Source organism: Desulfosporosinus sp. Sb-LF, from assembly GCF_004766055.1.
Taxonomy (GTDB): domain Bacteria; phylum Bacillota; class Desulfitobacteriia; order Desulfitobacteriales; family Desulfitobacteriaceae; genus Desulfosporosinus.
Genome location: NZ_SPQR01000001.1, coordinates 149,804 through 176,001 on the forward strand (window position 1 = coordinate 149,804; position 26,198 = coordinate 176,001).

At 44.1% G+C, this 26,198-nt stretch carries 24 protein-coding genes and 1 riboswitch; of the genes, 20 read left to right on the top strand and 4 right to left on the bottom strand.

Annotated elements, in window-relative coordinates; genetic code table 11:
• The first annotated feature begins 41 nt into the window (after positions 1-41).
• From E4K68_RS00765 to E4K68_RS00785, 5 genes are all read left to right on the top strand, one after another.
• Entirely contained in the window at positions 42-536 is a 495-nt protein-coding gene (locus E4K68_RS00765) for a CoA-binding protein (RefSeq protein ID WP_135376845.1), read from the top strand.
• 358 nt (positions 537-894) lie between these two features.
• Complete coding sequence (locus E4K68_RS00770) at positions 895-2,607, top strand: sensor histidine kinase (protein WP_135376846.1); 1,713 nt, start codon at positions 895-897, stop codon at positions 2,605-2,607.
• Between the two features lie 20 nt (positions 2,608-2,627).
• The gene (locus tag E4K68_RS00775; RefSeq protein ID WP_243450232.1) at positions 2,628-3,410 is read left to right on the top strand and encodes a LytTR family DNA-binding domain-containing protein; all 783 of its coding nucleotides are present in this window, start codon (positions 2,628-2,630) and stop codon (positions 3,408-3,410) included.
• 177 nt (positions 3,411-3,587) lie between these two features.
• Positions 3,588-5,381, top strand: a complete 1,794-nt coding sequence (locus E4K68_RS00780) for a carbon starvation protein A (protein ID WP_135376848.1) — start codon at positions 3,588-3,590, stop codon at positions 5,379-5,381.
• Positions 5,382-5,635: 254 nt separating this feature from the next.
• Positions 5,636-6,784 (top strand): D-alanyl-D-alanine carboxypeptidase family protein, encoded by a 1,149-nt coding sequence (locus E4K68_RS00785; RefSeq protein WP_135376849.1) that lies wholly within the window; start codon positions 5,636-5,638, stop codon positions 6,782-6,784.
• A gap of 6 nt (positions 6,785-6,790) precedes the next feature.
• Here E4K68_RS00785 and E4K68_RS00790 read toward each other — a convergent pair whose 3' ends face one another.
• From E4K68_RS00790 to spoIIAA, 3 genes are read right to left on the bottom strand one after another with little or no spacing between them, the layout of a single operon-like run.
• Positions 6,791-7,597, bottom strand: coding sequence for a SigF/SigG family RNA polymerase sporulation sigma factor (locus E4K68_RS00790; protein ID WP_135376850.1), 807 nt, complete (start codon positions 7,595-7,597; stop codon positions 6,791-6,793).
• A gap of 12 nt (positions 7,598-7,609) precedes the next feature.
• Entirely contained in the window at positions 7,610-8,047 is a 438-nt protein-coding gene (gene spoIIAB / locus E4K68_RS00795) for an anti-sigma F factor (protein WP_135376851.1), read from the bottom strand.
• Positions 8,047-8,391: an anti-sigma F factor antagonist gene (gene spoIIAA, locus E4K68_RS00800; RefSeq protein WP_135377222.1), complete on the bottom strand. Its 345-nt coding sequence runs from the start codon at positions 8,389-8,391 to the stop codon at positions 8,047-8,049. Before spoIIAA ends, spoIIAB begins: the two co-directional genes overlap by 1 nt.
• Before the next feature lie 215 nt (positions 8,392-8,606).
• On the opposite strand from spoIIAA, the gene spoVAC reads away from it, so the two are divergent.
• The 9 genes from spoVAC (at position 8,607) to lysA (ending at position 18,124) form a co-directional block, all read left to right on the top strand.
• Positions 8,607-9,074 (top strand): stage V sporulation protein AC, encoded by a 468-nt coding sequence (spoVAC, locus tag E4K68_RS00805; protein WP_135376852.1) that lies wholly within the window; start codon positions 8,607-8,609, stop codon positions 9,072-9,074.
• 75 nt (positions 9,075-9,149) lie between these two features.
• Positions 9,150-10,157: a stage V sporulation protein AD gene (spoVAD, locus tag E4K68_RS00810; RefSeq protein ID WP_135376853.1), complete on the top strand. Its 1,008-nt coding sequence runs from the start codon at positions 9,150-9,152 to the stop codon at positions 10,155-10,157.
• Between the two features lie 15 nt (positions 10,158-10,172).
• A complete protein-coding gene (gene spoVAE / locus E4K68_RS00815) occupies positions 10,173-10,535 on the top strand; it encodes a stage V sporulation protein AE (protein ID WP_135376854.1) in 363 nt (120 codons plus the stop codon).
• A gap of 54 nt (positions 10,536-10,589) precedes the next feature.
• Complete coding sequence (locus E4K68_RS00820; protein ID WP_135376855.1) at positions 10,590-12,092, top strand: spore germination protein; 1,503 nt, start codon at positions 10,590-10,592, stop codon at positions 12,090-12,092.
• Positions 12,093-12,113: 21 nt separating this feature from the next.
• Positions 12,114-13,163, top strand: coding sequence for an acyl-CoA dehydratase activase-related protein (locus E4K68_RS00825; RefSeq protein WP_135376856.1), 1,050 nt, complete (start codon positions 12,114-12,116; stop codon positions 13,161-13,163).
• Positions 13,105-14,256, top strand: a complete 1,152-nt coding sequence (locus tag E4K68_RS00830; RefSeq protein ID WP_135376857.1) for an acyl-CoA dehydratase activase-related protein — start codon at positions 13,105-13,107, stop codon at positions 14,254-14,256. The genes E4K68_RS00825 and E4K68_RS00830 overlap by 59 nt, the downstream gene beginning before the upstream one ends.
• Positions 14,243-15,268: an acyl-CoA dehydratase activase gene (locus tag E4K68_RS00835; protein WP_135377223.1), complete on the top strand. Its 1,026-nt coding sequence runs from the start codon at positions 14,243-14,245 to the stop codon at positions 15,266-15,268. Before E4K68_RS00830 ends, E4K68_RS00835 begins: the two co-directional genes overlap by 14 nt.
• Positions 15,269-15,450: 182 nt before the next feature.
• Positions 15,451-16,398: an ROK family protein gene (locus E4K68_RS00840; protein WP_158291339.1), complete on the top strand. Its 948-nt coding sequence runs from the start codon at positions 15,451-15,453 to the stop codon at positions 16,396-16,398.
• Between the two features lie 93 nt (positions 16,399-16,491).
• Positions 16,492-16,675, top strand: a riboswitch (Lysine riboswitch).
• A 114-nt stretch (positions 16,676-16,789) separates the two neighbouring features.
• Positions 16,790-18,124 (top strand): diaminopimelate decarboxylase, encoded by a 1,335-nt coding sequence (gene lysA, locus E4K68_RS00845; RefSeq protein WP_135376859.1) that lies wholly within the window; start codon positions 16,790-16,792, stop codon positions 18,122-18,124.
• A gap of 589 nt (positions 18,125-18,713) precedes the next feature.
• On the opposite strand, the gene E4K68_RS00850 is transcribed toward lysA, so the two are convergent.
• The gene (locus tag E4K68_RS00850; protein ID WP_135376860.1) at positions 18,714-18,989 is read right to left on the bottom strand and encodes a hypothetical protein; all 276 of its coding nucleotides are present in this window, start codon (positions 18,987-18,989) and stop codon (positions 18,714-18,716) included.
• Between the two features lie 281 nt (positions 18,990-19,270).
• Here E4K68_RS00850 and E4K68_RS00855 point away from each other — a divergent pair, with 281 nt between their 5' ends.
• From E4K68_RS00855 to E4K68_RS00880, 6 genes are all read left to right on the top strand, one after another.
• A complete protein-coding gene (locus E4K68_RS00855) occupies positions 19,271-20,371 on the top strand; it encodes an LCP family protein (protein WP_135376861.1) in 1,101 nt (366 codons plus the stop codon).
• Positions 20,372-20,493: 122 nt separating this feature from the next.
• Positions 20,494-20,835, top strand: a complete 342-nt coding sequence (locus tag E4K68_RS00860; protein ID WP_135376862.1) for a hypothetical protein — start codon at positions 20,494-20,496, stop codon at positions 20,833-20,835.
• A gap of 335 nt (positions 20,836-21,170) precedes the next feature.
• Positions 21,171-23,720 carry a CBS domain-containing protein gene (locus E4K68_RS00865; protein ID WP_135376863.1) on the top strand — a complete coding sequence of 850 codons (2,550 nt, stop codon included), beginning with the start codon at positions 21,171-21,173 and terminating at the stop codon, positions 23,718-23,720.
• A gap of 14 nt (positions 23,721-23,734) precedes the next feature.
• Positions 23,735-24,400 (top strand): site-2 protease family protein, encoded by a 666-nt coding sequence (locus tag E4K68_RS00870; protein WP_243450200.1) that lies wholly within the window; start codon positions 23,735-23,737, stop codon positions 24,398-24,400.
• A 51-nt stretch (positions 24,401-24,451) separates the two neighbouring features.
• Positions 24,452-25,426 (top strand): tryptophan--tRNA ligase, encoded by a 975-nt coding sequence (gene trpS, locus E4K68_RS00875; protein WP_135376864.1) that lies wholly within the window; start codon positions 24,452-24,454, stop codon positions 25,424-25,426.
• Positions 25,427-26,194 carry a segregation/condensation protein A gene (locus E4K68_RS00880; RefSeq protein WP_135376865.1) on the top strand — a complete coding sequence of 256 codons (768 nt, stop codon included), beginning with the start codon at positions 25,427-25,429 and terminating at the stop codon, positions 26,192-26,194.
• The last annotated feature ends 4 nt before the right edge of the window (positions 26,195-26,198 follow it).

Genomic DNA, 26,198 nt, shown 5'->3' on the forward strand with positions numbered 1-26,198 from the left:
CGTATGCATATAGAGTGCAACTAGGGAGGAGGATTTGATTTATGGTACGTGAAAAAAAGATTTACCCTTTTGCTGAGGGTCTGACGACGGCGGACACGTTTGTAGTTTTGGGAGATGCGGAAAAATTCCAGAAGCATAAACATGCCTGGAAGGTTTGGCGGGCCCTCAAAGAATTTGGGTGTGTCGCTTATCCAGTGGCTGTGGATTTGAAGCGTATTGATGGAAGCAAGGTGTACCGAAACTTAACTGAGCTAAAGGATAAAGTGTCGGTAGTTGTACCATGCCTGCCTCCAGAGAAACTTAAGTCTCTGGTTTCTGACGCTTCATCTGCTGGAGCCAATAGAATTTGGTTTCAAGAACAGACATGGAGCCAGGAATTCCAGCAAGAATGCGATAATGCTGGAATGACGGTGATTCGCGGATGCGTGCTTCGGCATAAGATATATCCAATCTTTGGTATGCGTTTTTTCAATCCCTGTTACTGGCATGGGCTCAGAGATGTTAAGGTACCAGCCAAACAGTTTATAAGGTTTTAGGGGGAGTAAGTATACTCAGCGCGTTCCCACACGTTCCATTGCAGATGTAATTCCTCTTTTCGTGCTCGTAATGCTAAGACTAAGAAATTTTCACTGTCTAAGTTAAGCATTTCCAAGGACTGACGGTTTGGAAATTTCTCACGAAAAAAAGAGGAATTTATTGGATTTCGGAGAATTTAATTGGTACATCACAAATCCCTCTTGTTAGTTCAAGCGCAAGAATGATAGGAATAAGCGAACGTGAATCGTGTGATGAATTCGAGATTAACTTGAATAGGGAAAGTGGAAATAAGGAATGGTACTAAGGAAACACGTGCAAATTTTTAGAAGATAGCCGAAAGATAAGGAGATATACTAAATGTTCTGGGGATTATTCCGAAACTTGGCGCTCAACATTAGCTTGATCGTTACGGTCGCTTATCTGATGACTCGGACCAAGTTATTTAGGCGTATGTTACTAGGCAAGGCTAATATGCATGAAAAGCTTTTCCTGGTTTTATTTTTTGGGTTCCTTGGGATAACAGGAACTTATTCTGGGGTAGAAATTAAAGGGGCTTTGGCTAATTCTCGGGTGATCGGGGTGGCAGTCGGAGGGCTTCTCGGTGGCCCCCTAGTGGGGATCGCGGCAGGTTTCTTGGCTGGAGGGCATCGCGCACTTTTAGGAGGATTTACGGCGCTTGCCTGTGGAATTGCCACGATTGTCGAGGGAGGAATTGCCGGATACGCAGGGCGGGAATTTTCAGGAAACTTATCCTGGAAACGTTCCTTGTTAATTGGTATGGGAATTGAAGTCGTTCAAATGCTCATTATTCTATTGTTGGCTCGCCCCTATGCTGCGGCATGGGATTTGGTTAAGGATATCGGCCTACCTATGATTATTATGAATGGCATTGGGATTTCTATTTTCGTGACTGTAATTCATGATTCATTGGAAGAAGAAGAACGAATTGGCGCGGTCCAAGCGCAAAAGGCACTTTATATTGCTAATTTGACCTTACCAATTTTGCGTTTAGGTTTAACGAAGGAAACGGCACGCAGAGTGGCTGAAATTATTTATGATCAGACCGACGTAGCTGCGGTGGCCTTAACAGACCGCGAGCAAATTTTAGCTCATGTGGGAAAAGGTTCGGATCACCATGAAGCTGGTCATGTCATTCAAACGCTAGCCACTCATCAGGCCTTAGATTTAGGGGAATTAAAGCTAGCTGCAACTCGGGTCGAAATCGGTTGTCCTGATCCAAACTGTCCGTTGTTTTCAGCACTGGTTGTGCCACTTCATTTCCGACAATCGATTGTCGGAACACTTAAGATTTATAGAGAACGGGCACGGGGAATCAGTCCTGTGGATTGGGAATTTGGAGCTGGTTTGGGTATGCTTTTTTCCACTCAGTTAGAGTTAGCGACTTTGGAAGCAAGGGCTCATTTGGTGAGCAAAGCAGAACTGAAAGCACTTCAGGCCCAAGTAAATCCACATTTTCTCTTTAATGCAATTAATACTGTAGTCTCATTTTGCCGTACTGATCCGGAAAAGGCGCGCCATCTTCTTTTGCAACTGGGGGATTTCTTTCGCAAGAACCTTAAAAGCGGGGAAAAGTTTGTGACGCTACGCGAAGAGTGCGAACATATACGAGCCTATTTGGCGATCGAGCAGGCTCGTTTTTCTGAACGCCTTTGCGTTCGTGAGGAAATTACGGATGAGGCCTTAAACTGGAGATTACCGGGGCTAACCCTTCAGCCCCTTGTCGAAAATGCTATAAAGCATGGGATTTACCCCATGAGCACATTGGGGGAAATTGTTATTTCTGCCTATATCGAAGAGAACACCTTGGTAGTGCAGATTGAAGATAATGGGGTGGGAATTCCCAGCGAGAAATTGACCCGAATCCAAGCTGGCGTTGAAGTTTCGACTTCTGGGCTGGGGATTGGTCTCCAAAATGTTGCACAACGTCTCCAGATTCTCTATGGCAAGAGAGCTGATTTTGTTATTGAGAGCAGGGAGGGAACGGGAACTCAGATTACTTTAAGAATTCCTCCTGTTGCAACCGCTGAACGTTTTGAAATTCCTAAATAGGAGGTTGTTACTTGCGAGTCATGGTTGTGGATGATGAACGTCCTGCACGAGAAGAATTATCTTATTTACTACGGCAAATACCCAGTGTAGAAATTGTAGCCGAAGCTGGAACGGGAGAGGAAACGATTAAGAAATACCAGGAGTGTAGCCCAGATGTTCTATTTCTCGATGTTCAAATGCCAGATGCTTCGGGAGTGGATGTCGCCCGGGAATTAATACGGCTTGGTTTCTCACCGACGATTGTCTTTGCTACGGCATATGACCAATATGCGGTGGATGCGTTTGATATTAATGCCGTTGATTATCTCTTGAAACCGTTTCATGAGGATCGGTTAGCAGAAACCATGCAGCGTGTAAAAAAACGTCTTGAGATAGGAACTGCGGTAGAGTCACAGACCACGCCAGAACAGGTTCAGAATCGAGAGTTTCAGGCTAAATTAGACCAAATCTATACGTCATTACATACGGCTGAGGGGAAAACTGGCAAACTCAAAATCGAAGAAAATGGTAAAATACTGCTCATCCCTTTTGGCGATATTTCTTATGCTACAATTGAGGAACGTTCAGTTCGGATCGTTACCCGAGAACGAAGTTATTTAACCAATTATACTCTAAATGAACTAGAGGGTTTGTTAAGGTCGTCGTGCCTTCGAGTCCATAAAAGTTATCTAGCAAATTTAGATCAAATCCATTCCATTATTCCTTGGTTTAATAATACCTACAATTTGATTATGCACGATAATAGCGAGATTCCAGTCAGCCGCACGTATGTCAAAGTATTTCGGGAACGAATGGGTTTATAACTTTAATTAGTGGGTGAGTTTAAGCATATAAGGACATAAAGTTACACAGGATTTTTGGTACATCAGACCTGAAATCCTGTGTTTTTTGTTGAATTTTACGCATTAACTCGGTTCAACAGTATACTTGGTAATAGATCTAGCAAACAAAATATGGTTTTTTGTGAAAGGAGTAAAAAAATGAATGCTTTAACTCTTATTATTGCTACAGCACTAATTCTTATCTTGGCGTACCGTTTCTATGGAGCCTTCATCTCGGCTAAAGTATTAGCCCTAGATTCAAGTGTCATTACTCCAGCCGTGCGCTTAGAGGACGGGCAAGATTATGTCCCGACGAACAAGTGGGTTGTCTTTGGACATCACTTCGCAGCGATTGCCGGGGCGGGTCCTTTGGTTGGGCCAGTTTTGGCTGCTCAGTTTGGTTATTTGCCAGGCGCACTTTGGATTCTAATCGGTGCGGTATTAGGTGGGGCAGTTCATGATGCGGTCGTACTCTTTGCCTCTATTCGTCATGATGGTAAAAGCCTTTCCGACATCGCTAAAGATGAGATCGGGCCAGTCACCGGCTTTATTACAGGGATAGCCATTCTCTTCATCATTACGATCACGATGGCGGGACTTGCTATGGTTATCGTCAATGCCCTGTATAAAAACTCTTGGGGTGTCTTTACAATTTCTATGACTATTCCAATCGCCGTTTTTGTAGGTATTTATATGCATAAACTCCGCCCAGGTAAGTTGGGAGAGGCTTCGGTCATCGGGGTTGCTTTGATTCTTCTCGCGGTGGTTTTGGGTCCGGTTATTAAGAATTCTCCCTTTGCGTATTTATTTTTCTACGATGTCAAAACGCTTGAAATTATTCTTCCGGTGTATGGTTTTGTTGCGGCAGCTCTTCCCGTCTGGTTGCTTCTGGCCCCTCGGGATTACCTCAGTTCCTATATGAAAATTGGAACCATCGCAGCATTAGCAATTGGGATTGTCTTTGTTCACCCACAACTTCAAATGCCTGCTATTACTCAATTTGTCCATGGTGGTGGTCCTATCATCAATGGGAAATTATGGCCATTCCTATTTATTACGATTGCCTGTGGCGCAGTTTCTGGATTCCATGCCCTTATTGCTTCTGGCACGACGTCTAAAATGTTGAAAGACGAAGGGGAGATTAGGCTGGTTGGGTATGGCGGAATGATCATGGAAGCCTTCGTGGCGATGATGGCTCTTATTGCCGCTACGGTATTGGCCCCAGGAGATTACTTTGCTATTAACACCGCTCCGGCTGTCTTTGCTAACTTGGGGATGCACGTTAAAGACTTACCGATCCTTTCGCAAATGGTAGGAGAAAATGTTGCCGGACGTCCCGGCGGTGCAGTTAGCTTAGCTGTGGGTATGGCCCATATTTTCTCAAGTATTCCTGGTCTGAAAGGGTTGATGGCGTACTGGTATCAATTTGCCATTATGTTTGAAGCACTCTTTATTCTGACGACAATTGATGCAGGTACTCGTGTAGCCCGTTATATTGCACAAGATTTTCTAGGTTTAGCGTACAAACCGATAAAGAATTCTAAGTCGATGGTATTGTCGATTGTGTTAAGTGCTATAGTTTCATTTGCTTGGGGATATCTTCTCTATGGCGGGGACATTGCAACCATCTGGCCAATCTTTGGAGTGTCTAACCAATTACTGGCCACCTTGGCTTTGGCAATTGGCTCCAACATGATTTTGCGCCGTACTAAGAAACTAAGTTATATGTTGACCACCTTTCTTCCGATGCTCTTCATGGGGGTTACGTCTTCAGTCGCCGGATATCTGACGATTGTAAACAACTACCTTCCGAAACATCAAACGCTTCCTGCAGTGCTCGCCGCGCTGATGATTCTCTTGGCAACAATTATTGTTGTGGATTCAATTCGGAAGCTCTGGCAGACGTATTCTTCCATCTCCAGCGGGTTGGTTCCAAATGTTGCAGCAAAGTAGAGCTTGTAAACCATTTTTATAAATATCTAAACTTAATGTTCAAGCCTTTGGGTTGTCGTTTAGCGGCAACTCAAAGGCTTTTTTTGCTATTTTAAAGGGGAAATGGTTATGCCAATGAGTGAAATTAAATTGCAAAGAGAATCAGTAAATTAGCCGCTCCGGTGCGTTGGTGAATGTGTAATTTCATTTCATTTATCCAATATATTTAACATTTTCGGGAATAATAAAATCAAACTATATGAGGGGGGTTTAAGATGAAAAAATGTTCCGCAATCGTTTTAGCTATAGTGCTTGTGTTTGGAAACATTGGCTTAGCTAATGTGCAACCAGCACTTGGAGTGGAGATTGAGACAGAAGCAGCAAGTGCTATCTTGATGGATGCAGCGTCTGGTCAAATTCTCTATGAAAAAGAATCACATAAAGAATTACCACCAGCAAGTGTCACGAAACTCATGACCTTACTGGTAGCATCAGATGCAGTAGCTGCGGGAAAAGTTAAATTAACCGACAAAGTGACCGCCAGTGAGAATGCAAGCAAACTTGGAGGTTCTCAGATCTACCTAAAACCGGGCGAAACCTTCACTTTGGAACAGATGTTAATTGCCATTGCCGTTGGATCAGCCAATGATGGCTGTGTCGCAGTTGCGGAACATATTAATGGGACACATGAAGCCTTTGTGGAAGAGATGAACCGGAAGGCTCAGGAATTAGGGCTGAAAAATACACATTTTGCGAATGCTTATGGATTACCAGCTGAGGGGCATTATACGAGCGCATATGACTTGGCGGTTATTTCTAGAGAAGCCCTCAATTATCCACTAGTACGGAAGTTAACCAGCATGAAAGAATATGAGTTAAGAGACGGGAAGTTTAAGCTTTGGAATACAAATAAGCTACTATGGTGGTACCCAGGAGCAGATGGATTTAAAACCGGGTGGACGAATGAAGCTAAGTATTGCCTGGCTTCGACTGTGCAGAGAGATGGTTTAAGGTTAATTTGCGTTGTTATGGGTGTACCCCAAGTAAGAGGGCATTTCGCAGAATCTATGAAAATTTTTAACTATGGTTTTGCTAAATATGCCTTTAAACAATTTGCCCCAGCTGAACAAAAACAGGGTGTAGTAAAAGTTCGCAAGGGCATGGAAGATGAGGTTCTTGCAGTCACCGAAAAACCTTTGGGTGTTACTGTTGAGAAAGGGAAGGATAAAAATTTGTGGGTGGAGACCAAGCTCAGCCCAGAAATCAATGCTCCTATTCAGAAAGGTCAAAAGTTAGGCGAGGTACTCCTTTATCGAGATGATCAGTTGCAAGGGACTGTTAATCTGGTCGCCGACCACCCTGTTGCAAGAGCAAGCGTCACTGAGCAAATGACGCGCACATTAAAAGGAGTTTTTGGTTATTAAACACGTTTAGTCCGTATGCGCAAGGTCTAAGCTTGAACGATCGTTAACCTGGGATAATTGACGGATTCTATTGAGGGCAGAGCGCTCGATACGAGAGATTTGAACTTGCGAAAGTTGAAGCTGACTGGCGATTTGACTTTGAGTCTTATCTTCAAAAAAGCGCATCAGGAGTACTCGTTTTTCACGTTCAGGTAATTTGTCTAGGACCTCTTTCAGGGCAAGGTTTTCGAACCAGCTGGGGTCAAGTTCCTTATCTGTTGAGAGTTGATCTAGAACGTAGATGGGATCGGAGTCGTCTTGGTAAAGGGTATCGTGGATCGATGTAGGACTTTGGACGGCTTCAAGTGCGGCGACGATCTCATCCCGGTCAACGCCAATATTCGTTGCGATTTCACCGATGGTCGCCTCTCTACCAAGCGTTGCCGAAAGTTCATCTCGAGAACGATTCACTTTATAAACTAGCTCCTTATACGAACGAGGAACCTTCACAGGATGGTCATCTCGGAGAAAACGGCGGATTTCTCCAATGATCATTGGGACTGCATACGTAGAAAACTTTACTCCATAAGTAAAGTCGAATTTGTCAATAGCTTTAATCAAGCCAATGGTTCCGATTTGAAAGAGGTCTTCGATCTCATAGCCGCGATGGCTAAAGCGTTGAACTAAATTAAAGATAAGTTTCAGGTTGCAATTAATTAAACGCTCACGAGCAACAGCATCTCCGTCTTTGGCTGCATGGAGGTTAAGCATCATTTCCTTGTCAGAGAGTAGTGGGAAGTGGGGGAGATTCATTTCAGTTAGTCGTTGAATCATTGCGCCCCCCCCCTAATGCGAGGAGATGGGTGTTTGCTTGAAATGCTTTATCATGGTTACGGTTGTCCCCACTTCAAGTTCAGAGTCCACTCGAAGTTCGTCCATGAAAGATTGCATGAAGACAAAGCCCAGCCCCATTCGCTCAGGATCGGTACTATAAGCAGGCTGCATGGCTTGCTCAATATCCGAAATGCCACATCCTTCATCCTTCACAACAATCTTGAGAGTGTCGTTAGAGATGTCCAAGTCAAGATAAACAATGTGATTTGGGTTATTCTGGTATCCGTGGATAATGGCATTGGAAACGGCTTCCGAAACGGCGACTTTGAGTTCTTCAATGTCATTTAGTGGAAGGTCCATCTGAGCCCCCACTGAAGCGATGAGTAAACGGGTAATGCTGACATTTTCAGCGATACTAGAAAATGTGAGGCTTAATTGATTGGTTTTCATTAGGCTCCCCTTCCTTCCTCATAAGCGTGCGCTTCATCCTGATAGAAACTGATAATTTTAGGTAGTCCCGACAATTCCATGATTTTATAAATATGTGGGGGTACATTTGAAATTTTAAGCTTCCCTCCCAGGGGAAGTAGTTTTTTGTACCTGCCTAAAATAACGCCAAGTCCAGAACTGTCGACAAATCGGACTTCTTCAAGATTGAGAATAACTGTGCGAATTCCGCGTTTCTCAATTTCGATGTCAATCGCTTGTCGTACCATAGAAGCTGTATGCATATCCAGTTCCCCGTTTAAGCGCAAGATTAGGGTCAGGCGCTCTATCTTTTTTTCAAGGTTCAAGACCATTCCCCCTAAAATAAAAATCGCATTACTAATGATTTCGATGTCATCCATAATTTTCCTGCCTACTAATGGAGAAGTTTTTCGTATGATGTGTCGAAATAGAGGAATTCATTATGTGTTTTATCATTAATGTCCTAGGTAGTGAGTATAATTTAGGTCGTTCGGATTCATACTAGAAATTATCTGTCACTAGTTGGAAAGGAGGAAATAGGATGGCTAGCCAAACTTTACGTAAGCCAACGATCGCAGTAACTCCAGAACAATATAAAACGTTAGCACAGCAAATTACTCCTAAGCCAACCGTTGTAAAAAATATAGTTCGAGCATTTATCGTTGGAGGAATAATTTGCGTGATAGGACAAGTTGTTATTAATCTTTTTGTCATGGGCGGGCTGACCCGTCTTGAAGCATCTTCAATAGCAACAGCGATCATGATTTTTTTAGGAGCTTTATTAACGGGATTGGGGATTTACGACGAGATAGGGAAATTCGCAGGAGCTGGTTCCATTGTTCCAGTTACAGGGTTTTCCAACTCCATTGTGGCCCCTGCCATGGAATTTAAGCGAGAAGGCTATGTCCTAGGTGTCGGAGCAAAGCTGTTCACAGTTGCGGGTCCTGTGCTAGTGTATGGAATTGCGACATCAATTCTAGTGGGTATCATATATTTCTTTTTGCACTAATTGTGCCCGCAGGTACTTGTCTCAAAGTTAGAAGGTGCGATAAAACTCAAGCTATGAATGGGGACGAGAGTCAAGATGGATTTAAAACGAATGGGAAACCAGACCGTGGTGTTTGCCAATCCTCCAGTCATTTTATCGTCATATTCTGTGGTAGGTCCTAAAGAAGGGCAAGGTCCTCTAGGGAAGACATTTAGTAAGATATGGAAAGACCAACTACACGGTGAGAAATCCTGGGAGGTCGCTGAGAGCAAAATGCTCCTGGAAGCCTTGAAGGGAGCTATTGATCAAGTGACTGTCCCTTTAGAGCAAATTGACTTCATGTTAGCTGGAGACTTACTTAATCAAATGATCTCTTCAAATTTTGCTGCACGCCAAATGGCACTTCCGTTGATCGGTATTTATGGGGCCTGTTCTACGATGGCCTTGGGTATGGCTTTGGGTAGTATGTTGCTTGATGGGGGTTTCGCCCGGCATGTTCTTGTGGGGGTATCCAGTCACCATGATACGGCTGAACGACAATTCCGATCTCCATCTGAACAGGGCACCCAAAGGGCTATGAGTGCACAGTGGACGGTGACTGGAGCGGGAAGTGTGCTTCTCGGGCGGAGTGGGACGGGACCACGAATCACATCAGCAACGATTGGACGAGTCATCGATTATGCCGAAAAGAATGTCAATAATATGGGTTCAGCCATGGCCCCAGCGGTAGCAGATACGGTTATAAATCATTTCCACGATTTACAGCGTAAATCAGCAGATTATGATTTGATTGCCTCAGGGGATCTAGGAGCGGTCGGTCTCGCTCTCGCAACAGAAGTACTTAAGAGAAGTGGTGTCGATATGGGAACTAAATTCACCGACTGTGGGATTAAAATTTTCGATGCAAGTCAAGATGTCCACGCAGGAGGAAGTGGATGTGGCTGTTCAGCTGTTGTTTTTGCCGGGGATATTATGCAAAGGCTTAAAACAGGGGAACTAAAGCGAGTTTTGCTAGTGGGTAGTGGTGCATTGCATAGCCCAACGTCCGCATTGCAAGGAGAATCGATTCCAGGTATAGGGCATGGAGTTGTTATTGAATCATGAAAGGAGCAACTACCTATGTTTGATATGATTATTCCGGCCTTTATTGTTGGAGGGATCATTTGCGTCATTGGGCAACTTCTAATGGACTTGACAAAACCAGCATTTACTCCCGCTCATGTCCTGGTCTCTTTTGTAACGGGTGGAGTAATCCTGGGTGCTTTGGGCTTGTACGAACCTCTTGTAAAAATCGGAGGAGCAGGAGCTACGATTCCCTTATCCGGTTTTGGGTATACCCTTGCCAAAGGAGCGATGGAGGCAGTTGAGAAACGGGGGATCATGGGGGCTTTTTCTGGTGGCATTGAAGCAACGGCAGTGGGGATCTCCGCAGCCGTGTTTTTTGGGTATATTATGTCTGTTGCGTTTAGTCCTAAAGGATAAGAGTGTGATAAATATCAAGCATGTACCAATGGATTTTCTGGGGGGTGTAAATGGATGGCTGATAAGGCAGATAATTCAAGCGAAAAAAATGTTCAAGTAAGTAAGAATTATCAAGAAAATGTAGATTACCTTAATCGGGAATTAGGGGTTCCTGATAATTTTGACATAGTGCTTCGAGAAATGTCCATTGGTGGAAAAAGAGTAGCCATTTATTCTGTCAATGGGATGGTCGACACACATGTGGCCAGTTATATTTTAGATGCTTTGATTGACTTGGAACGCTCTGATTTGATTGTGAATGCCTTGGATAAATTAGTTAAAGGACGCATTGTCAATTTACAGGTTTCTGAAGTCCAAACGATGGATAAGGTATTCTATTTTGTTTTGTCAGGTCCGATGGCGATCTTTGTCGAGGGACAAGATAAGGCAATTATTGTTGATGCTCGAACGTATCCAGCTCGTCAGCCTCAGGAACCTGATATGGAGCGCGTAACTCGAGGATCACGCGATGGATTTACCGAGACGATAGTCATGAACACAGCCTTAATTCGCAGGCGTTTGCGTGATCCGAAATTACGCATGAAGTTGGTCCAAGTGGGAGGCCGATCTAAAACAGATGTTTGCATTGCCTATATTGAGGATATTACCAATCCGGATATGGTCAGTAAGATTCAAAAAGACATTCAAGGGATAAAAATCGATGGGGTTCCTATGGCAGAGAAAACTGTTGAGGAGTTTATTCTGGGAAGTAAATTTTGGAATCCATACCCTCGTGTTCGTTATACTGAGCGTCCCGATGTTGCGGCAATTCATTTGCTGGAGGGTCATGTCATCATCATTGTCGACACGTCACCCTCTGTTATGATTGCTCCAGCAACATTTTGGAGCCATGTCCAGCATGCGGAGGAATACAGACAGGAGCCGATTGTAGGAGCATATCTTCGTTGGGTGCGATTCTTTGGGATTTTCGCTGCAATCTTTCTTCTACCGTTATGGCTAGGCGCGGCTCTAAACCCACAATTACTCCCAGATTGGCTTCAGTTTATCGGTGTCACCAAGCCAACGAAAATCCCGCTGCTATTTCAAGTATTAGTGGCTGAGTTTGGGGTGGATCTTTTGCGAATGGCCACAATTCATACGCCAGGTCCTTTAGGGACGGCTTTGGGTTTGATTGCGGCCTTTATGCTAGGGGATATCGCAGTTAAGGTAGGACTTTTTACGCCCGAGGTTGTCATGTACATTGCGATTGCCGCAGTAGGAACGTTTGCGACTCCAAGCTATGAATTGAGTTTGGCCAACCGTTTAACGCGATTGTTTCTTGTGATTATGACGGGTCTGCTCAACTTTTGGGGGTTTGGAATTGGCTTTGTTCTGGTGTTCTTTCTTTTATGGCGGACGAAATCCTTTGGTGTGCCCTATCTCTGGCCGCTTTTACCCTTGGATATCAAAGCCTTCGGTACGATTTTGGTGCGTTCTCCAGTCCCCATTAAAAACCAACGTCCGAGTATTTTAAAAACTCAAGATAAAGATCGACAGCCGAAGAACAGTGGCAAATAGATTTGAAAGGGTGCCAGAATCGTGAAAATAGGGTTTCCTCGAGCTCTTTACTATTTTGATTATTTTCCTTTTTGGGCTGGATTTTTCCATCAATTAGGGATTGAAGTGGTGACCTCCCCGCCTACACATCGACGAATCATGGAACAGGGCTTAAAGAAGGCTAGTGATGAAACATGTTTACCGCTTAAGCTGCTAGCAGGGCATATACAAGCACTACGAGACGTTGATGCTATTTTTCTGCCCAGAATGGTCAGTGTTGAGGCGGACACGTACAACTGTCCGAAATTCTTAGGAATTCCGGAAAGTCTATTTCCGGCAGTTCCCCAAGGAATGCCTGTTCTGACAGTTACGTTAAATTGGCGGAAGGGGAAACGTCGGGTTCTTAAAGACCTTACGGTGTTTGGGGTCGAACTTGGCAAGAGTAAGTCGGATATTCGTAAAGCCTTCCTAGAAGGACAGGAATGGCAAAAACGGTATCAAGATTCAAGAGGCTCAGGTTGGGACTTTGAGGAGAGCATCCGCAAGATCGAACGTACCACAAAGGGCTTAGCTGACCTTCCTGCGATTTCTTCAATCCCTCCGAAAGTTCAAACAATAGATCGCCAGAGAATTGCGTTAGTCGGGCATTCATATCTGACGCAAGAATCGTATGCGAACCTAAATCTTGTCGCCAGAATTCGCGAGCGAGCGGATGTAGAATTAACTGAACACGTCGAACAAAAAGAGGTTGATACTCATTTATTGGGGTTACGCAAAAAGTTGTTTTGGAACCACGCTAAACAAATTTTCGGGGCAGGAAATAAGTTTGTAAAAGATCAAGAAGTGGATGGAATTATTTATCTTTCCTGCTTCGGTTGTGGGACAGATTCCATGATTCAAGAACTTTTAGCCCGAAAAGCCCGAGAACAACATAAACCCTATATGGTGATCACCTTAGACGAACATAGTGGAGAGGCTGGTCTTGTCACGAGACTTGAAGCCTTTTTAGATATGGTGGAAAGGAGGAGGGCCCATGAAGGTAACATTTCCACATATGGGGAACGCCTGGATCGTGATTCAAACACTCTTTGAATCCCTCAATGTTGAAGTGGTAGTCCCGCCTTCTAACAGTAAACAAACCTTAACTATGGGTACTCGGTTGTCTCCAGAATCTGCTTGTTTACCACTGAAGTTGAATCTTGGAAATTATCTTGAAGCTGCAAAGGAAGGGGCCGATACGATTGTAATTACCGGAGGGATCGGCCCCTGTCGGTTTGGTTATTATGGAGAGGTTGAACGACAGATTCTTCGGGATGCCGGGTATGATTACGAGGTGGTGACGCTTGAACCACCAGATGGAAGTTTGCTCGGGCTTGCTAAGCGTATCCGATATCTCGCAGGAAAGGATAATTCTTGGGCACAAATCCTCAAGGCCTTACGTTTTGCTTATCGAAAAAGTGTGGCAATGGATCGAGTTGAAGACTTAATCCATGCGGCTCGGCCCAGGCTCCCAATACCGATGGAAACGGAGAAACTGTATCATGACGCCAAACGTCGTCTTGCCCAGACCATGTCGGATAAGGGGGTACAGGATACCGTTCGCTGGGTACAGGAAAATATTCGTGAACGTCAAGAGGAGCTAGGAACCCCTCCTGAAGGGTTTCAGAAACCCTTGCGTATAGGGATCGTTGGGGAGATCTACACTATTCTTGATCCTTATACTTCGATGGGGCTGGAGGAAGAGCTCGGACGCTTAGGGGTGGAAGTGGATCGTTCCATATACCTTTCAGGATGGGTTGGGAATCACGTGTTTCAAGGTCTAGCTCCAGGATATCGATCGATTAAATCCTATCCAAGTCATGCCAAACCTTACTTGCCTCATTTTGTAGGGGGACATGGTCAGGAGACAGTGGGCGCTGCAGTGAAATTTGCGCAGGAAGGGGTTAATGGAATCATTCAAATTTTCCCCTTGTCTTGCATGCCAGAGATTGTGGCTGCCAGTGTTTTGCCTAAGATTCAAGAAGCGTATAAAGTGCCGATTATGACGCTTATTGTTGATGAGCATACTGGGCAAGCCGGGATACAAACCCGTTTAGAAGCGTTCGTGGATTTGCTGGAAAGGGCAGACCTTCAACGAGGAATAGGACAAACAAGAGGGGATGTGCTAAGTGTTGAGGGAAGATAAGTACTTTTTAGGGGTCGATGTTGGATCAGTTAGTACGAATATCGTTTTGTTACGGTCAGATAATACTGTGGAAGAAACTCTTTACTTAAGAACACAAGGACGGCCGATGCAAACCATTCAAGAGGGAATTAAATTGTTAAGAGCTAAAATGAGAAAATCAGCCGAGATTATCGGGGTCGGAACCACGGGAAGCGCTCGTCAGCTCGCAGCGACCTTACTTGGAGCTGATGTTGTAAAGAACGAGATTACTGCACATGCCGTGGCTGCATCGCGAGTTAACCCCGAGGTACAGACCATCCTGGAAATTGGAGGACAAGACTCGAAGATTATTATTCTTCGAGATGGGGTCGTTTCAGATTTTGCAATGAATACTGTTTGCGCAGCAGGAACAGGATCATTTCTCGATCAGCAGGCAGCGAGATTGGGGATTCCCATCGAGGAGTTTGGTCCGTTGGCACTTCAAGCGAAACATCCTGTGCAGATTGCCGGTCGTTGCTCAGTGTTTGCAGAATCAGATATGATACACAAGCAGCAATTAGGACATTCGCTTCCCGATATATTGGCGGGGCTCTGCCAGGCGATGGTGCGTAATTATCTAAATAACGTTGGTAAAAATAAAGATATTCAGGGACCGATTTTCTTCCAAGGGGGTGTGGCCGCAAACCCTGGAATATGTAAAGCCTTTGAAGATGAGTTAGGGCAACCGATGATTGTGCCCGAACATTATGGGGTTATGGGTGCCTTAGGGGCAGCTTACTTAGCGCAGGAAAAAGTAGGAATGAGACCAGAAATGCAGAGTCGATTCCGCGGCTTACATCTGGCTGAGACTCAATTCCAAGCGAAAAGCTTTGAATGTTCCGGGTGTGCCAATCGATGTGAGGTTGTAGAAATCATGCAGGATGAGACAAGCCTGGCGCGGTGGGGAGATCGGTGTGGAAAGTGGTCGGTGGATGTTAGTGCGGATATTCGTACTGGTATCAAAGAACTTAAGGGAGGACAACGGGGAGCATAAAAAGTGTATAGAGGCATTTTGAGAACTGAAAGGTTCTCTTTTCTTTCATTCCGAAGGATTTAATACCGTCTTGTTTCTTCCTAATCTTTAGTCGAAAACTGCATATAGTGAGGAAAGATAAATATACGAGTAAAAGTAATGAGTGAAGTGGCGGTTTTTTGATCGAAGGGGGAGAGGCTAGGGTGACAGAGAGGCATTATTTGGGCATTGATATAGGCGGAACAAATATTGTTTACGCAGTTGTTACTGCTGATGGGAAATTGATCAGGGAGCAGAGAATGAAGACAAATCCAGCGCGTAGGGCTTCCGAAATATTACATGAGGTGTTAACGGCTAGCCAAGTGTGGATCCAGCAAGATTCCTTGATTATGTCGGTAGGCATCGGGCTGCCTGGAATTGTAGATGCTGAACGCGGGATTGCCCGAAATTGTCCGAATTTAGGATGGACCGATGTCGATGTCATAGCACCGGTCCAAGAGAATTTGGCGGTTCCGGTGCTCTTGGAAAACGATGTACGTTGTATGGCTTTAGCTGAAAGGTCATTTGGGGCTGCACGTGGCACGGATGATTCGATTTGCATTGCATTAGGAACGGGTATTGGTTCAGGGATTTTTGTACGAGGGGAATTATTGAGAGGAACATGTGGAGCTGCAGGTGAAGTTGGACATATGACGATTATCCCAGTTGGTGGGGCGCAATGCGGCTGTGGAAATACAGGGTGTTGGGAAACGCTTGCTTCTGGTTCAGCGATCGTAAGGCATGCACGATGCGCGCTAGAACACGCTCAAAGGTTCAATATTCCAACAGCTTTAAAGGAGCCTCTGGATGGAATTAAGGTTGCAGATGCTGCACGAGAATGGGACTCGGTCGCTGTTGCTGTGCTCCAAGAGGCTGGAAGATTCTTGGGAATTGGGCTTGCTAATCTTGTCAATTTGTTTAATCCAGAATGTGTCGTCCTTGGAGGAGGAATGGCTTTAGCAGGGGATGCGTTGTTTATCCCTGCTCAGCAAGAAATGTTACGAAGAGTAATGGTCAATCCCATTCATAACGTGCGAATAATTCCAGCAGAACTTGGTAGCTCCGCTGGTGCCATTGGAGCTGCAGTATTAGGTCTAGTAAAAGGTGCCTAATGTAGTTGGGAAAACAAATGTTTGGAGAATATTGACCTCTTTGAAGAAATCTGGTATCATTAATGGCAATTATATAATGCCTCATCTCTTTGGAGGTGTGGTAGAGGCGCGAATGACAAGAGTACTGTGGAGAAAGTTGCGGAAACTGATGAACCCATAGGAAAGGGGATTTCGCCGAAGCCCAAAAAGCCGCAATTTTTGGCGCTGGGTCTGTAGTGAAGAACTGCAGGACTGTCACGCGATGCTTAGAGTCATCGTGTGGAGAACTACTCCCAACAGAGAAGAGGGTCATTGTAGCGTGCATAGTGTACGGTAACGGAGGACCTCCTTCTGTTGCCGTTTTTATTTTTTGGAATGTAAGATTGATTTTTAGGAATAGGGAGGAAGAAAAATGAAGTTGCACGGTACACAAAGAGTGAATGAGCAGGGACATTTAGAAATTGGTGGATGTGACACGGTGGAATTGGCAAAACAATTTGGAACACCGCTCTACATTATGGATGAGGCGCATATGCGGGATATTTGCCGACAGTATTACCGTTCGTTTGTTGAAGACTTAGAAAATGCGGAAGTTATTTATGCTTCCAAAGCGTTTTCAACGCTGGCTATGTGTCGGATTATTGATAGTGAAGGACTGGGCTTAGATGTTGTTTCTGGAGGAGAACTCTATACGGCACTTCAAGCTGATTTTCCAGTGGCACGAATTTATTTTCATGGCAATAATAAATCCCGAGAAGAATTAACAATGGCTATCAAAGCTGGGGTTGGGCGAATTGTCGTGGATAATTTTTATGAGATGAGTGTATTAAATGATCTGGCCCAAGAATTGAATCTTCGAGTAGATATCCTCCTTCGTGTAACACCGGGAATTGAGGCACATACCCATGAGTACATTCAGACTGGTCAGATTGATTCGAAATTTGGTTTTACATTGCCAGATGGTACAGCAGATCGAGCGTTTGATTTAGCATTGTCCTACTCCAATCTCGTTGTCAAAGGGATTCATGCTCATATCGGGTCGCAAATCTTTGAACTAGATTCTTTCAGACATGAAGTTCAGATCATGATTAACTATATGGCAGATATCAATGGACGAACAGATTTCCTTCTTCAGGAATTGAATCTCGGTGGAGGATTTGGGATTTATTACGCGACTGGGGATGATCCCGCGCAGATTTCAGACTATGCTAAAACGGTTGAAGACGCTTTAGAGGATGCCTGTCGAAAACGGAATTTCCCGCGTCCTAAAATTATTGTTGAACCAGGCCGTTCAATCGTCGGGACGGCCGGAACTACCTTGTACACTATAGGTTCTATAAAAGAGATTCCTGGAGTTCGAAAATATGTTGCAGTTGATGGTGGCATGGCAGATAATCCGAGGCCTGCGCTGTATCAAGCCCGTTATGAGGCGGTTCTAGCCAACCAAGCAGTGGAAGAAACAACCGAAACTGTTTCCGTTACCGGAAAGTGTTGTGAGTCAGGTGATATGCTAATTTGGGACATCGAGTTACCTAAAGCCAAAGCTGGTGACCTACTCGCTGTTTCTTGTACTGGTGCTTATAACTATTCCATGTCATCAAATTATAATCGTCTTACTCGGCCAGGAGTGGTTCTCGTGGAGGAAGGTTATGCAGATGTGATCGTGAAACGTGAAACGCATTCGGATTTGCTGCGAAATGATGTTTTGCCTGCACGGTTGAACTATTTGAAAATGGCAAGTCGATAGTATTATAAGGAATGAAGAAAAGGGTCCGTGTGCGTTGTATGATGCCTACGGACTCTTTTTCGTTTATCGTCTTTGCGGACGAACAATCACTAGATCAAGAGCAACTAATATAAGAGTTGCAATTAAAATTAGGGATAATCCTCGAGAGGAGACCGTGGGTGCACAAGAAAGGGGAGAAATAGTATAAGAAGAGAAAGGGATCATTGAAGAAGCCGAACGGCTAGGAACCGCGGGATAGTATGGGAGGTATTGAGGATAGACAGGCAATGATGATGGATGAGTGAATCTGGACTGAAGCGTATAGGGAGAAGGATGAGGGAGAAACAAATTTGTTGGCTGTGGACCGGAAACTTGCTGAGTAGGGCGAGTAGGGTGAGTTGTCGGAGAAGAAGGCAGGGAATTTTGATGGAAGAGTAGAGGACCTCGTAATACCGGTGTATAGCCACGGGTGTGACCGGGATTCAATGTTAGCCCCCCTTTTCGATAAAATTACTAGTTTGGGCAACTCGTTTCTTAATCCTATGACAAAGAGAGGCCGTGCATAATCAGACACAGCCTCTACCTATTGCTATGGATGGGCATAGGTAGGCTACTCCTCAGAATTGACCCTGTGTTTGCGGAAGAGCCCCACAGATTCAGTTTCTGGTGCCCAAGTTTCGTTGTCATAAGGATTTTCTGGAGATTCCCAAGGGGATGAAGTTCGTTTGTGGAAAAATTTCCTCATAAGATTACTAGGCGTAGAAATATCAAGTGGTTCAGAAGTATTTTCAAGAGAATCGTTAGAAGTAATTTTGGATTCAGCTGGGATTGTGTCTAAAAATTGGGTTGAAGTTTTCTTGGAGAATATTGTTTTAAGAAAGTACATGTAGGACCCCTCCTTATATTTACATTATATGTAAAATATTCTTGAGTGCTACCTTTATTATTAATGGATGTAGCAAGATTATATGGCGCGAAGTTGAAAGAAGGAGTAAATCCTGTTTTTAGACTCATAGAGAATCTAGTGGGTGTCGAATCTGAATAGCTCCTTCGTTTAAAAAGCGACGAGGGAGTTATTTTTTTCTAAAAAAGTTAGTTAAAACCTAGAATATTTCTGCGGAGATTGTCTGATGCTAAAGAAAAAGTATTTGCAAGGAGTGGGCTCGGATGCAGAAAAAGAAAGATAGCAAAACGATTCTCCGGGTCTACAAGGCATACAAAAGACCCATGCTTCTTGGTTTTTTTCTTGGAATCAGCTTAGTTTGCGGTAGTGTCCTTGTGAGTCAAGTAGTGGGAAATGAAAAACAGGCCATTATTCAAGCCACTAAGCATGGAGGGGGAGATGAGAGACAGGTTGAAGTAGGCGGAGTGACCGGAGTTGAAGGGACAGACCAGCTCAGAGATGATGGCCAGCAACAAACAAACGGTCAAAACGCTCCGACACCCTCCCCCCCTACTTCTGAGAAGAAGCGGTTTACGGTGCTTTTAATTGGAGTGGATCGCCGACCTGGTGAAACATCGATCAGCAATACGGATTCGATATTAGTGGCCAATATCAATACTGAAAATGGTAAAGTGGCTCTCTTATCCATTCCGCGGGATACCCAAGTAACGATTCCCGGGAATGGAACGAACAAAATCAATGCTGCTGCTCGAGTGGGTAAAGGACTCAAAACGACAACAACAATAATTGAAGGCCTAACCGGTCAAACTTTAGATGGCTATGTTATGACGAACTTTTCCGGTTTTAAAAAAATCATAGATACATTAGGCGGTATAACTGTTACAGTTGATAAAGATATGCATTACGTCACTGGAGACAAGACAGACGGGGTGATTAACCTTAATAAAGGAACACAGCGCCTAAATGGAACTCAGGCTTTACAATATGCAAGATTTCGACAAGATGCCTTAGCAGATATTTCGAGGGCCACCCGGCAGCAGGCTGTTTTGAAAGCAATGGAAAAGGAATTTCTTCAGGTTAAAACCGTGTCCAGATTGCCATGGCTCATCCCACAAATGTCTCAATCTGTGGAGACTAATCTTTCGGTAGCTCAGTTATGGTCAATGGCGAATATCTTGCTCCATTTTGAAAAGCCTGAAATATATTCCCAAACTTTACCTGGCGATTTCTTAACTGAAAATGACATCAGTTACTGGAAGGTCGATACTCTGAAATCTCGCGCTGTAGTTAAGCGTTTTTTTGAAGAGGGAAAGACCACTTCCGTATTTTTTAACGGTGATACAAATTTGACGGTGGCAAAATAGGATTCCTAAACATTTTGTATTATTCACTGCTGAAATAACGCCCGTTGTTTCTCTTGTCATTTTAATCAAACGGTTATATACTATGTAAGGCTATTGTAAGGTGATTTTTGGAGGTTGGACACTTGGAGAAGTTATTTGAAAAGTTGAAGGAATACTTGCACATGGATACGGAAATTCCCTTTGAGGAGTTTTCGGAGTATTATCGTAATCTAATTGCGGAATTGAACCTAACGTTTAACGAGCTTGATAACGAGACTCGGATTAAAGCACTTTATATTTGTTCGATTGTACAGTCCAATGCAGATGCTAGAGCTAAACAAAGTAAAGCTAATTCTAAAGTATTTAAAAAGATTAGCGCAAAGTGTGCTTTTTGGACCGATGCTATCAAGTTTAATTTAGGTAAAGACGGGATGTCTCCGGAAGAGATTGAACACGCAACGGAAGAAATTAACGCCAGCATTTAATTCAATAAATTTTCAAAAAGACAGAGGATGCATTAAACCCTATGGTTTAATGCATCTTCTGTCTTTTTGTCTTGTCGGAATTCGAACTTATGTTTTTTCCAGGTTGATTATGAGAACAAATTAATGAGCATTGATGATATAACTGTATGATTGCATTGCATCAAGATGGGTTGAAGTTAAATTATTATCGTTTACAGTCCTTGGGTTCATAAGAAAGCGTGGTTCGGGTCCAACACTTCTTAATATGAAAACCGTGAAGTTGCTGTTAACCTGCATAAGGTGTTATAATTTAAAAAAATAAGTTCTTATAAATAAAGAAGTCGAGGATGAAGGAAATGGATATCATTTTGGCTCATCGTCAAATCGATTTTGATGCCTTAGCGTCGATGGTGGCTGCCCAAAAGCTTTATCCGAACAGTGTATTGGTCATGGATGGAAAACCCAACGTCTATGTCCAAGATTTTTTGGCGCTATCCAAGGATCAACTACGGTTTCGTAAAGCTCAAGACATTAACATAGACGAGGTTTCTAGGGCCATTTTGGTAGATACCAATGAATTGCGTAGAGCGGGAACACTTGGTGATAAGGTGGCTCGAACTCCGGGAATTGAGGTTGAGATCTATGACCACCATCCATATGCTGGAAAACGAAGCCCGGGAATGGTGATTGAACCGGTTGGGGCATGCGCAACGCTCCTCGTTGAAAAACTAGCAGGGATTGGGTTGCCTTTAAGTAGTTTTGAAGCGACGCTGATTGCTATTGGAATTTACGATGATACGGGTAGTTTGTTGTTTGATAGCACGACTGTCCGTGATGTTCATGCGGTGGCTTATTTGCTGGATCAAGGCGCTAATTTAGGGGTGGTTGCCGAATATTTACGCCGACCTCTTGCCGAGGAGCAAAAAGAATTATTGCAACAATTACTTGATCAAGGGCAGACGGAATTCTTTGATGGGCTTCCAGTGTATCTTTCATATGCTGAGACGGAAGACTATGTCGGTGGGTTGGCTTTATTGGCACATCGAGTCGGCGAACTTGAAACTGCAGGTACCTGGTTTCTACTAGTTAAAATGGAAAACAGAGTGTACCTTGTTGGTCGTTCAAGAGGGCGAGGTTTACCTGTTAATGGATTGGTACAGTTGTTTGGTGGAGCAGGCCATGAAAGAGCTGCTTCGGCTACCATTAAGGATGGTGATCTATCCGTTATTTTGACTCAACTACGTTTAGCAATCAAGAACCGAGCTAAACGGCCCCACCTTGTTCGAGATATCATGAGTTATCCAGTTAAGACTGTGACCCCAGAGACGCGACTGGGCGAGGTCGAACAAATTTTATTGCGTTACGGGCATACTGGTGTGCCGGTTACAGAGGACAAGATTTTGGTGGGGATTATTTCTCGGCGTGATGTGGATAAAGCGATAAAACACGGTCTGCAACACGCTCCGGTGAAGGGCTTTATGACAACGAAAGTAGCTACGGTGGATGTGGAAGCACCTTGGGATGAAGTGCAACGGCTAATGATTCAACATGATATAGGGCGTCTCCCAGTGGTTGAGGAAGGGAACGTTGTTGGAATCGTTTCCCGTTCCGATGTTTTGCGTCTTGTGCATGGTGGTACGGTTCCTATAGAAACGCAACTTGTTCGCGAACGAAGTATAGCTATGCGCCAGGATATCCTGGACTTGATAGCTTCTTTACCAGAAGACGTGCGTACTATCCTTGAGGCGGTCCGAGATACTGCGGAAGAAGAAGGGTGCTCTGTCTATCTTGTAGGAGGATTTGTTAGGGATTTACTCCTGTCAGTTCCTACTCAAGATTTGGATTTCGTTGTTGAGGGGAGCGGCGGTAAATTTGCTCGTGCCTTAACCAAACGTATGCCAGATGGAAAATTGACACTGCACGAAAAATTTGGAACAGCCCAGATCGTTTTCCCGGATGGAAGCCACCTTGATGTAGCTAGTACGCGGTGGGAATATTATTCTTTCCCTGGGGCACTTCCACAAGTGGAGGAATCTTGTCTGCGTGACGACTTATTTCGGCGCGATTTCACCATCAATTCTATGGCTATTTGTTTGAATTCCAAACGATATGGAGAACTCGTAGATTATTATGGTGGTAGGCGGGATTTGCAGCAGCAAAAAATTCGTTTTTTACATAATATTAGCTTTATCGATGATCCCACCCGAATGCTTAGGGCTATACGTTTTGAGGAACGTTATAATTTTAATTTGGCAAAAGAAACTCACGAAGCGTTACATACCGCAATTGAGTCGGGGGTCCTTGTAAAACTCAGCGTTGAGCGGTTTACAGAAGAAATTCTACTTATTATGAAGGAAAAAAACTATCTGGCTATGGGACAGAGTCTAATCCGTTGCGGCTTGTTTAAAGCGTGGTTTGGTGATGATTATGCCTGGAACTTTAACTTAGACGATGTGCAGGACAGTGTGAATTGGTCGCTAAGCACGCGTTGGCTAATTTCTGTTTCCAAAATGGACTCAGAAGTTATTGAGAAAGTTCTAGGACGAGTATGCCTTAATAGATCCCTTCGAGATGAAACCATGACTTTTGTGCATTTACGAAAGTCTCTTAAAAATGAAGTGACAGTTAGTGTGATGGACCAATTGCTGATCAAAGTCCCGAAGGGAATCTTGATGGTTTTGGCACGAGATGAACAAATTAACACACGAATTACGGAATATCTGGAAGCCAGACAAAAGATTAGAATGTCCATAGATGGAAAGGCTCTTATTCAGATGGGTGTTAAAGAAGGACCTGAGATTGGGAAAATCCTTGATCAAGTGCGCTTGGCTTGGCTCAATGGTAAAATTCACACTTCTGAAGAAGAGAATGCCATGGTTCGTCAGTGGGTTACTACCCCGAGTTAGAAGGAGGAAAGTTCTTGTTTGGTTTTGATATAACAACTCTTATCGCTAATATTCCTGCCTTAATGATTGGTTTTGCCTTTCATGAGTTCGCTCATGGTTGGGTCGCTGACCGTTTAGGAGACCCAACGCCACGTAGTCAAGGGCGCTTGACTTTAAACCCTCTTGTGCATCTAGATCTTTTTGGAACACTCATGGCTCTTTTATACCAATTCGGTTGGGCAAAACCTGTGATGACAGACCTTCGATATTATAAAGGGAACAAACTGCGAGGCCGAATGCTAGTTGCTTTGGCTGGTCCTATCATGAATTTATTTACAGCGTTTGTGGTATTGTTTTTATGGTATCTAACGATGCATTGGATCCACGGTTCAGAATGGAGCAGTGTTATTGCGCTTGTGTTCAAATCTATTGTAATCATGAATCTGGGTTTGGGGGTCTTTAATCTTTTGCCTATCCCTCCTCTTGACGGGTTTGCTGTTCTCGGAGGGATTCTACCCGAACGCTTTGCTCATCGGCTATTTAAGATGGAGCAGTATGGGATGATTATCTTAGTCATTCTTCTCTTTACAGATATTCTCGGTAGAGTGCTTTTCCCCGCAGTGAATGGAATCGCTTACGCCTACCAGACAACCTTAACCCTGATATTATCTCCTTTTCTCGGTCCAATGTGGCTAACTTGATCTATACGTTTTTATTATTATAAGACTAAGATGACAATAAGGGGTGTTAGAATGAAAGGAAGAATTTTCAGCGGAATGCGTCCCACGGGGCCATTACATATTGGGCACTTGAGCGTAATTCAGAACTGGGTTGCTTTACAGAATGACTATGAGTGCTATTTTTCCATCGTGGATCTACATGCGTTAACGACGGGTTATGAAGATCGATTGGACTATCCTCGTTTAAGGCGTGAAATTGCTTTAGATTGGCTCAGTGTGGGAATTGATCCCAAGAAAAGTGCAGTCTTTTTACAATCTGAAGTCAAAGAGCACGCTGAACTTCATTTGCTATTTTCTATGTTTACGCCCTTGTCTTGGCTAGAACGTGTTCCTACGTATAAGGATCAAATTCTTCAATTAAGCAAACAGGGAAAAGACCTTGGTACATACGGATTCTTAGGGTATCCCCTCTTAATGGCAGCAGATATTTTGCTTTATAAAGCAAGTGTCGTTCCAGTTGGGGAAGACCAGATCCCGCATGTCGAGCTTTGTCGGGAAGTTGGTCGCCGTTTTAATCATCTTTATGGAATGGTATTCCCTGAACCGAAGGATCTTGTGGGCAAAGTGCCTCTCTTGCCAGGGGTCGATGGTCGGAAGATGAGTAAAAGTTATAATAATGCCATATCTCTAACCGCTCCCACGGAGGAAATCAAAACACGGGTCCAACAAATGGTTACTGATCCGGCCCGGCTTCGTAAGGATGACTTAGGACACCCTGAAGTTTGCGTTGTGTATAAGTTTCATGAAATCTATACCCCGGAAGTTGCGGAAGTGGAAGAAAATTGCCGCGGAGGAAAAGTAGGGTGTGTCGCCTGTAAAAGGCAACTAGCAGAGAACTTGGAGAAGTTGATCAGCCCGTTCAGGGAACGGCGTGTCTATTGGGAGGAACCAGGTCGGGTGGAGAAGGTCCTAGAGGAAGGTGCAGAACGTGCTCGGGTAACTGCCGCTGAGACAATGAAAGAAGTTCGTTGCGTCATGGGGTTGTAAATGGACCGTGGAAGAACCGTTTCACAAGTTGAATTACCTGCCTATCAAGGTCCACTAGACTTATTACTAACCCTCATTCAACAAGAAAAAGTGGATATTTACGATATCCCAATTGCACGGATTGCTGATCAGTTTGTGGAAGTCGTACGGCAAATGGGGTCCTTGGACATGGAAGTCACAACAGAATTTCTAGTCCTCGCTGCCCAGTTGCTCTATATTAAGTCAAGGGATCTTTTACCCAAACCCCCGAAACTTGAACAAGACGAGGTCGGGGAAGAAGATCTTCGGCAAGAGCTGGTTGAACGCCTTATTGCTTATCGGACCTTTAAACAGGCTGCACAGGTGTTAGAAGCCTTGGAAACCTCATCAGGAAGATCCTATTACCGTGAAGTTGATGTCCAGGGGCTTCTGGTTGATGTCCCGCAAGACGACCCACTTAACGGGGTGTCCTTCGATGATCTTTGGCAAGCGTTTTCTAGAGTGATAGAACGCGCTGAAAAAGGAGAAGAGATACGGTATGTTGAGCCAGAGGAGATCGCTATTGAGGTGATGCTCGCAGATGTATTGCGCCGTGTTTTACTTCATCCGAAAGGGATGCATTTCAGTCAGCTCATGAGGATCGGCTCGCGCATGGAAATGGTTGTCTCTTTTCTGGCGTTGCTGGAACTCTTGAAAATGGGAAAAGTCCGCGCCGAACAGTCGACCTTGCTGAGTGATATCATCTTATTTCCGACGCAAAAAGCTTGGGAATTCACGGAAGAGGAGTAGATTG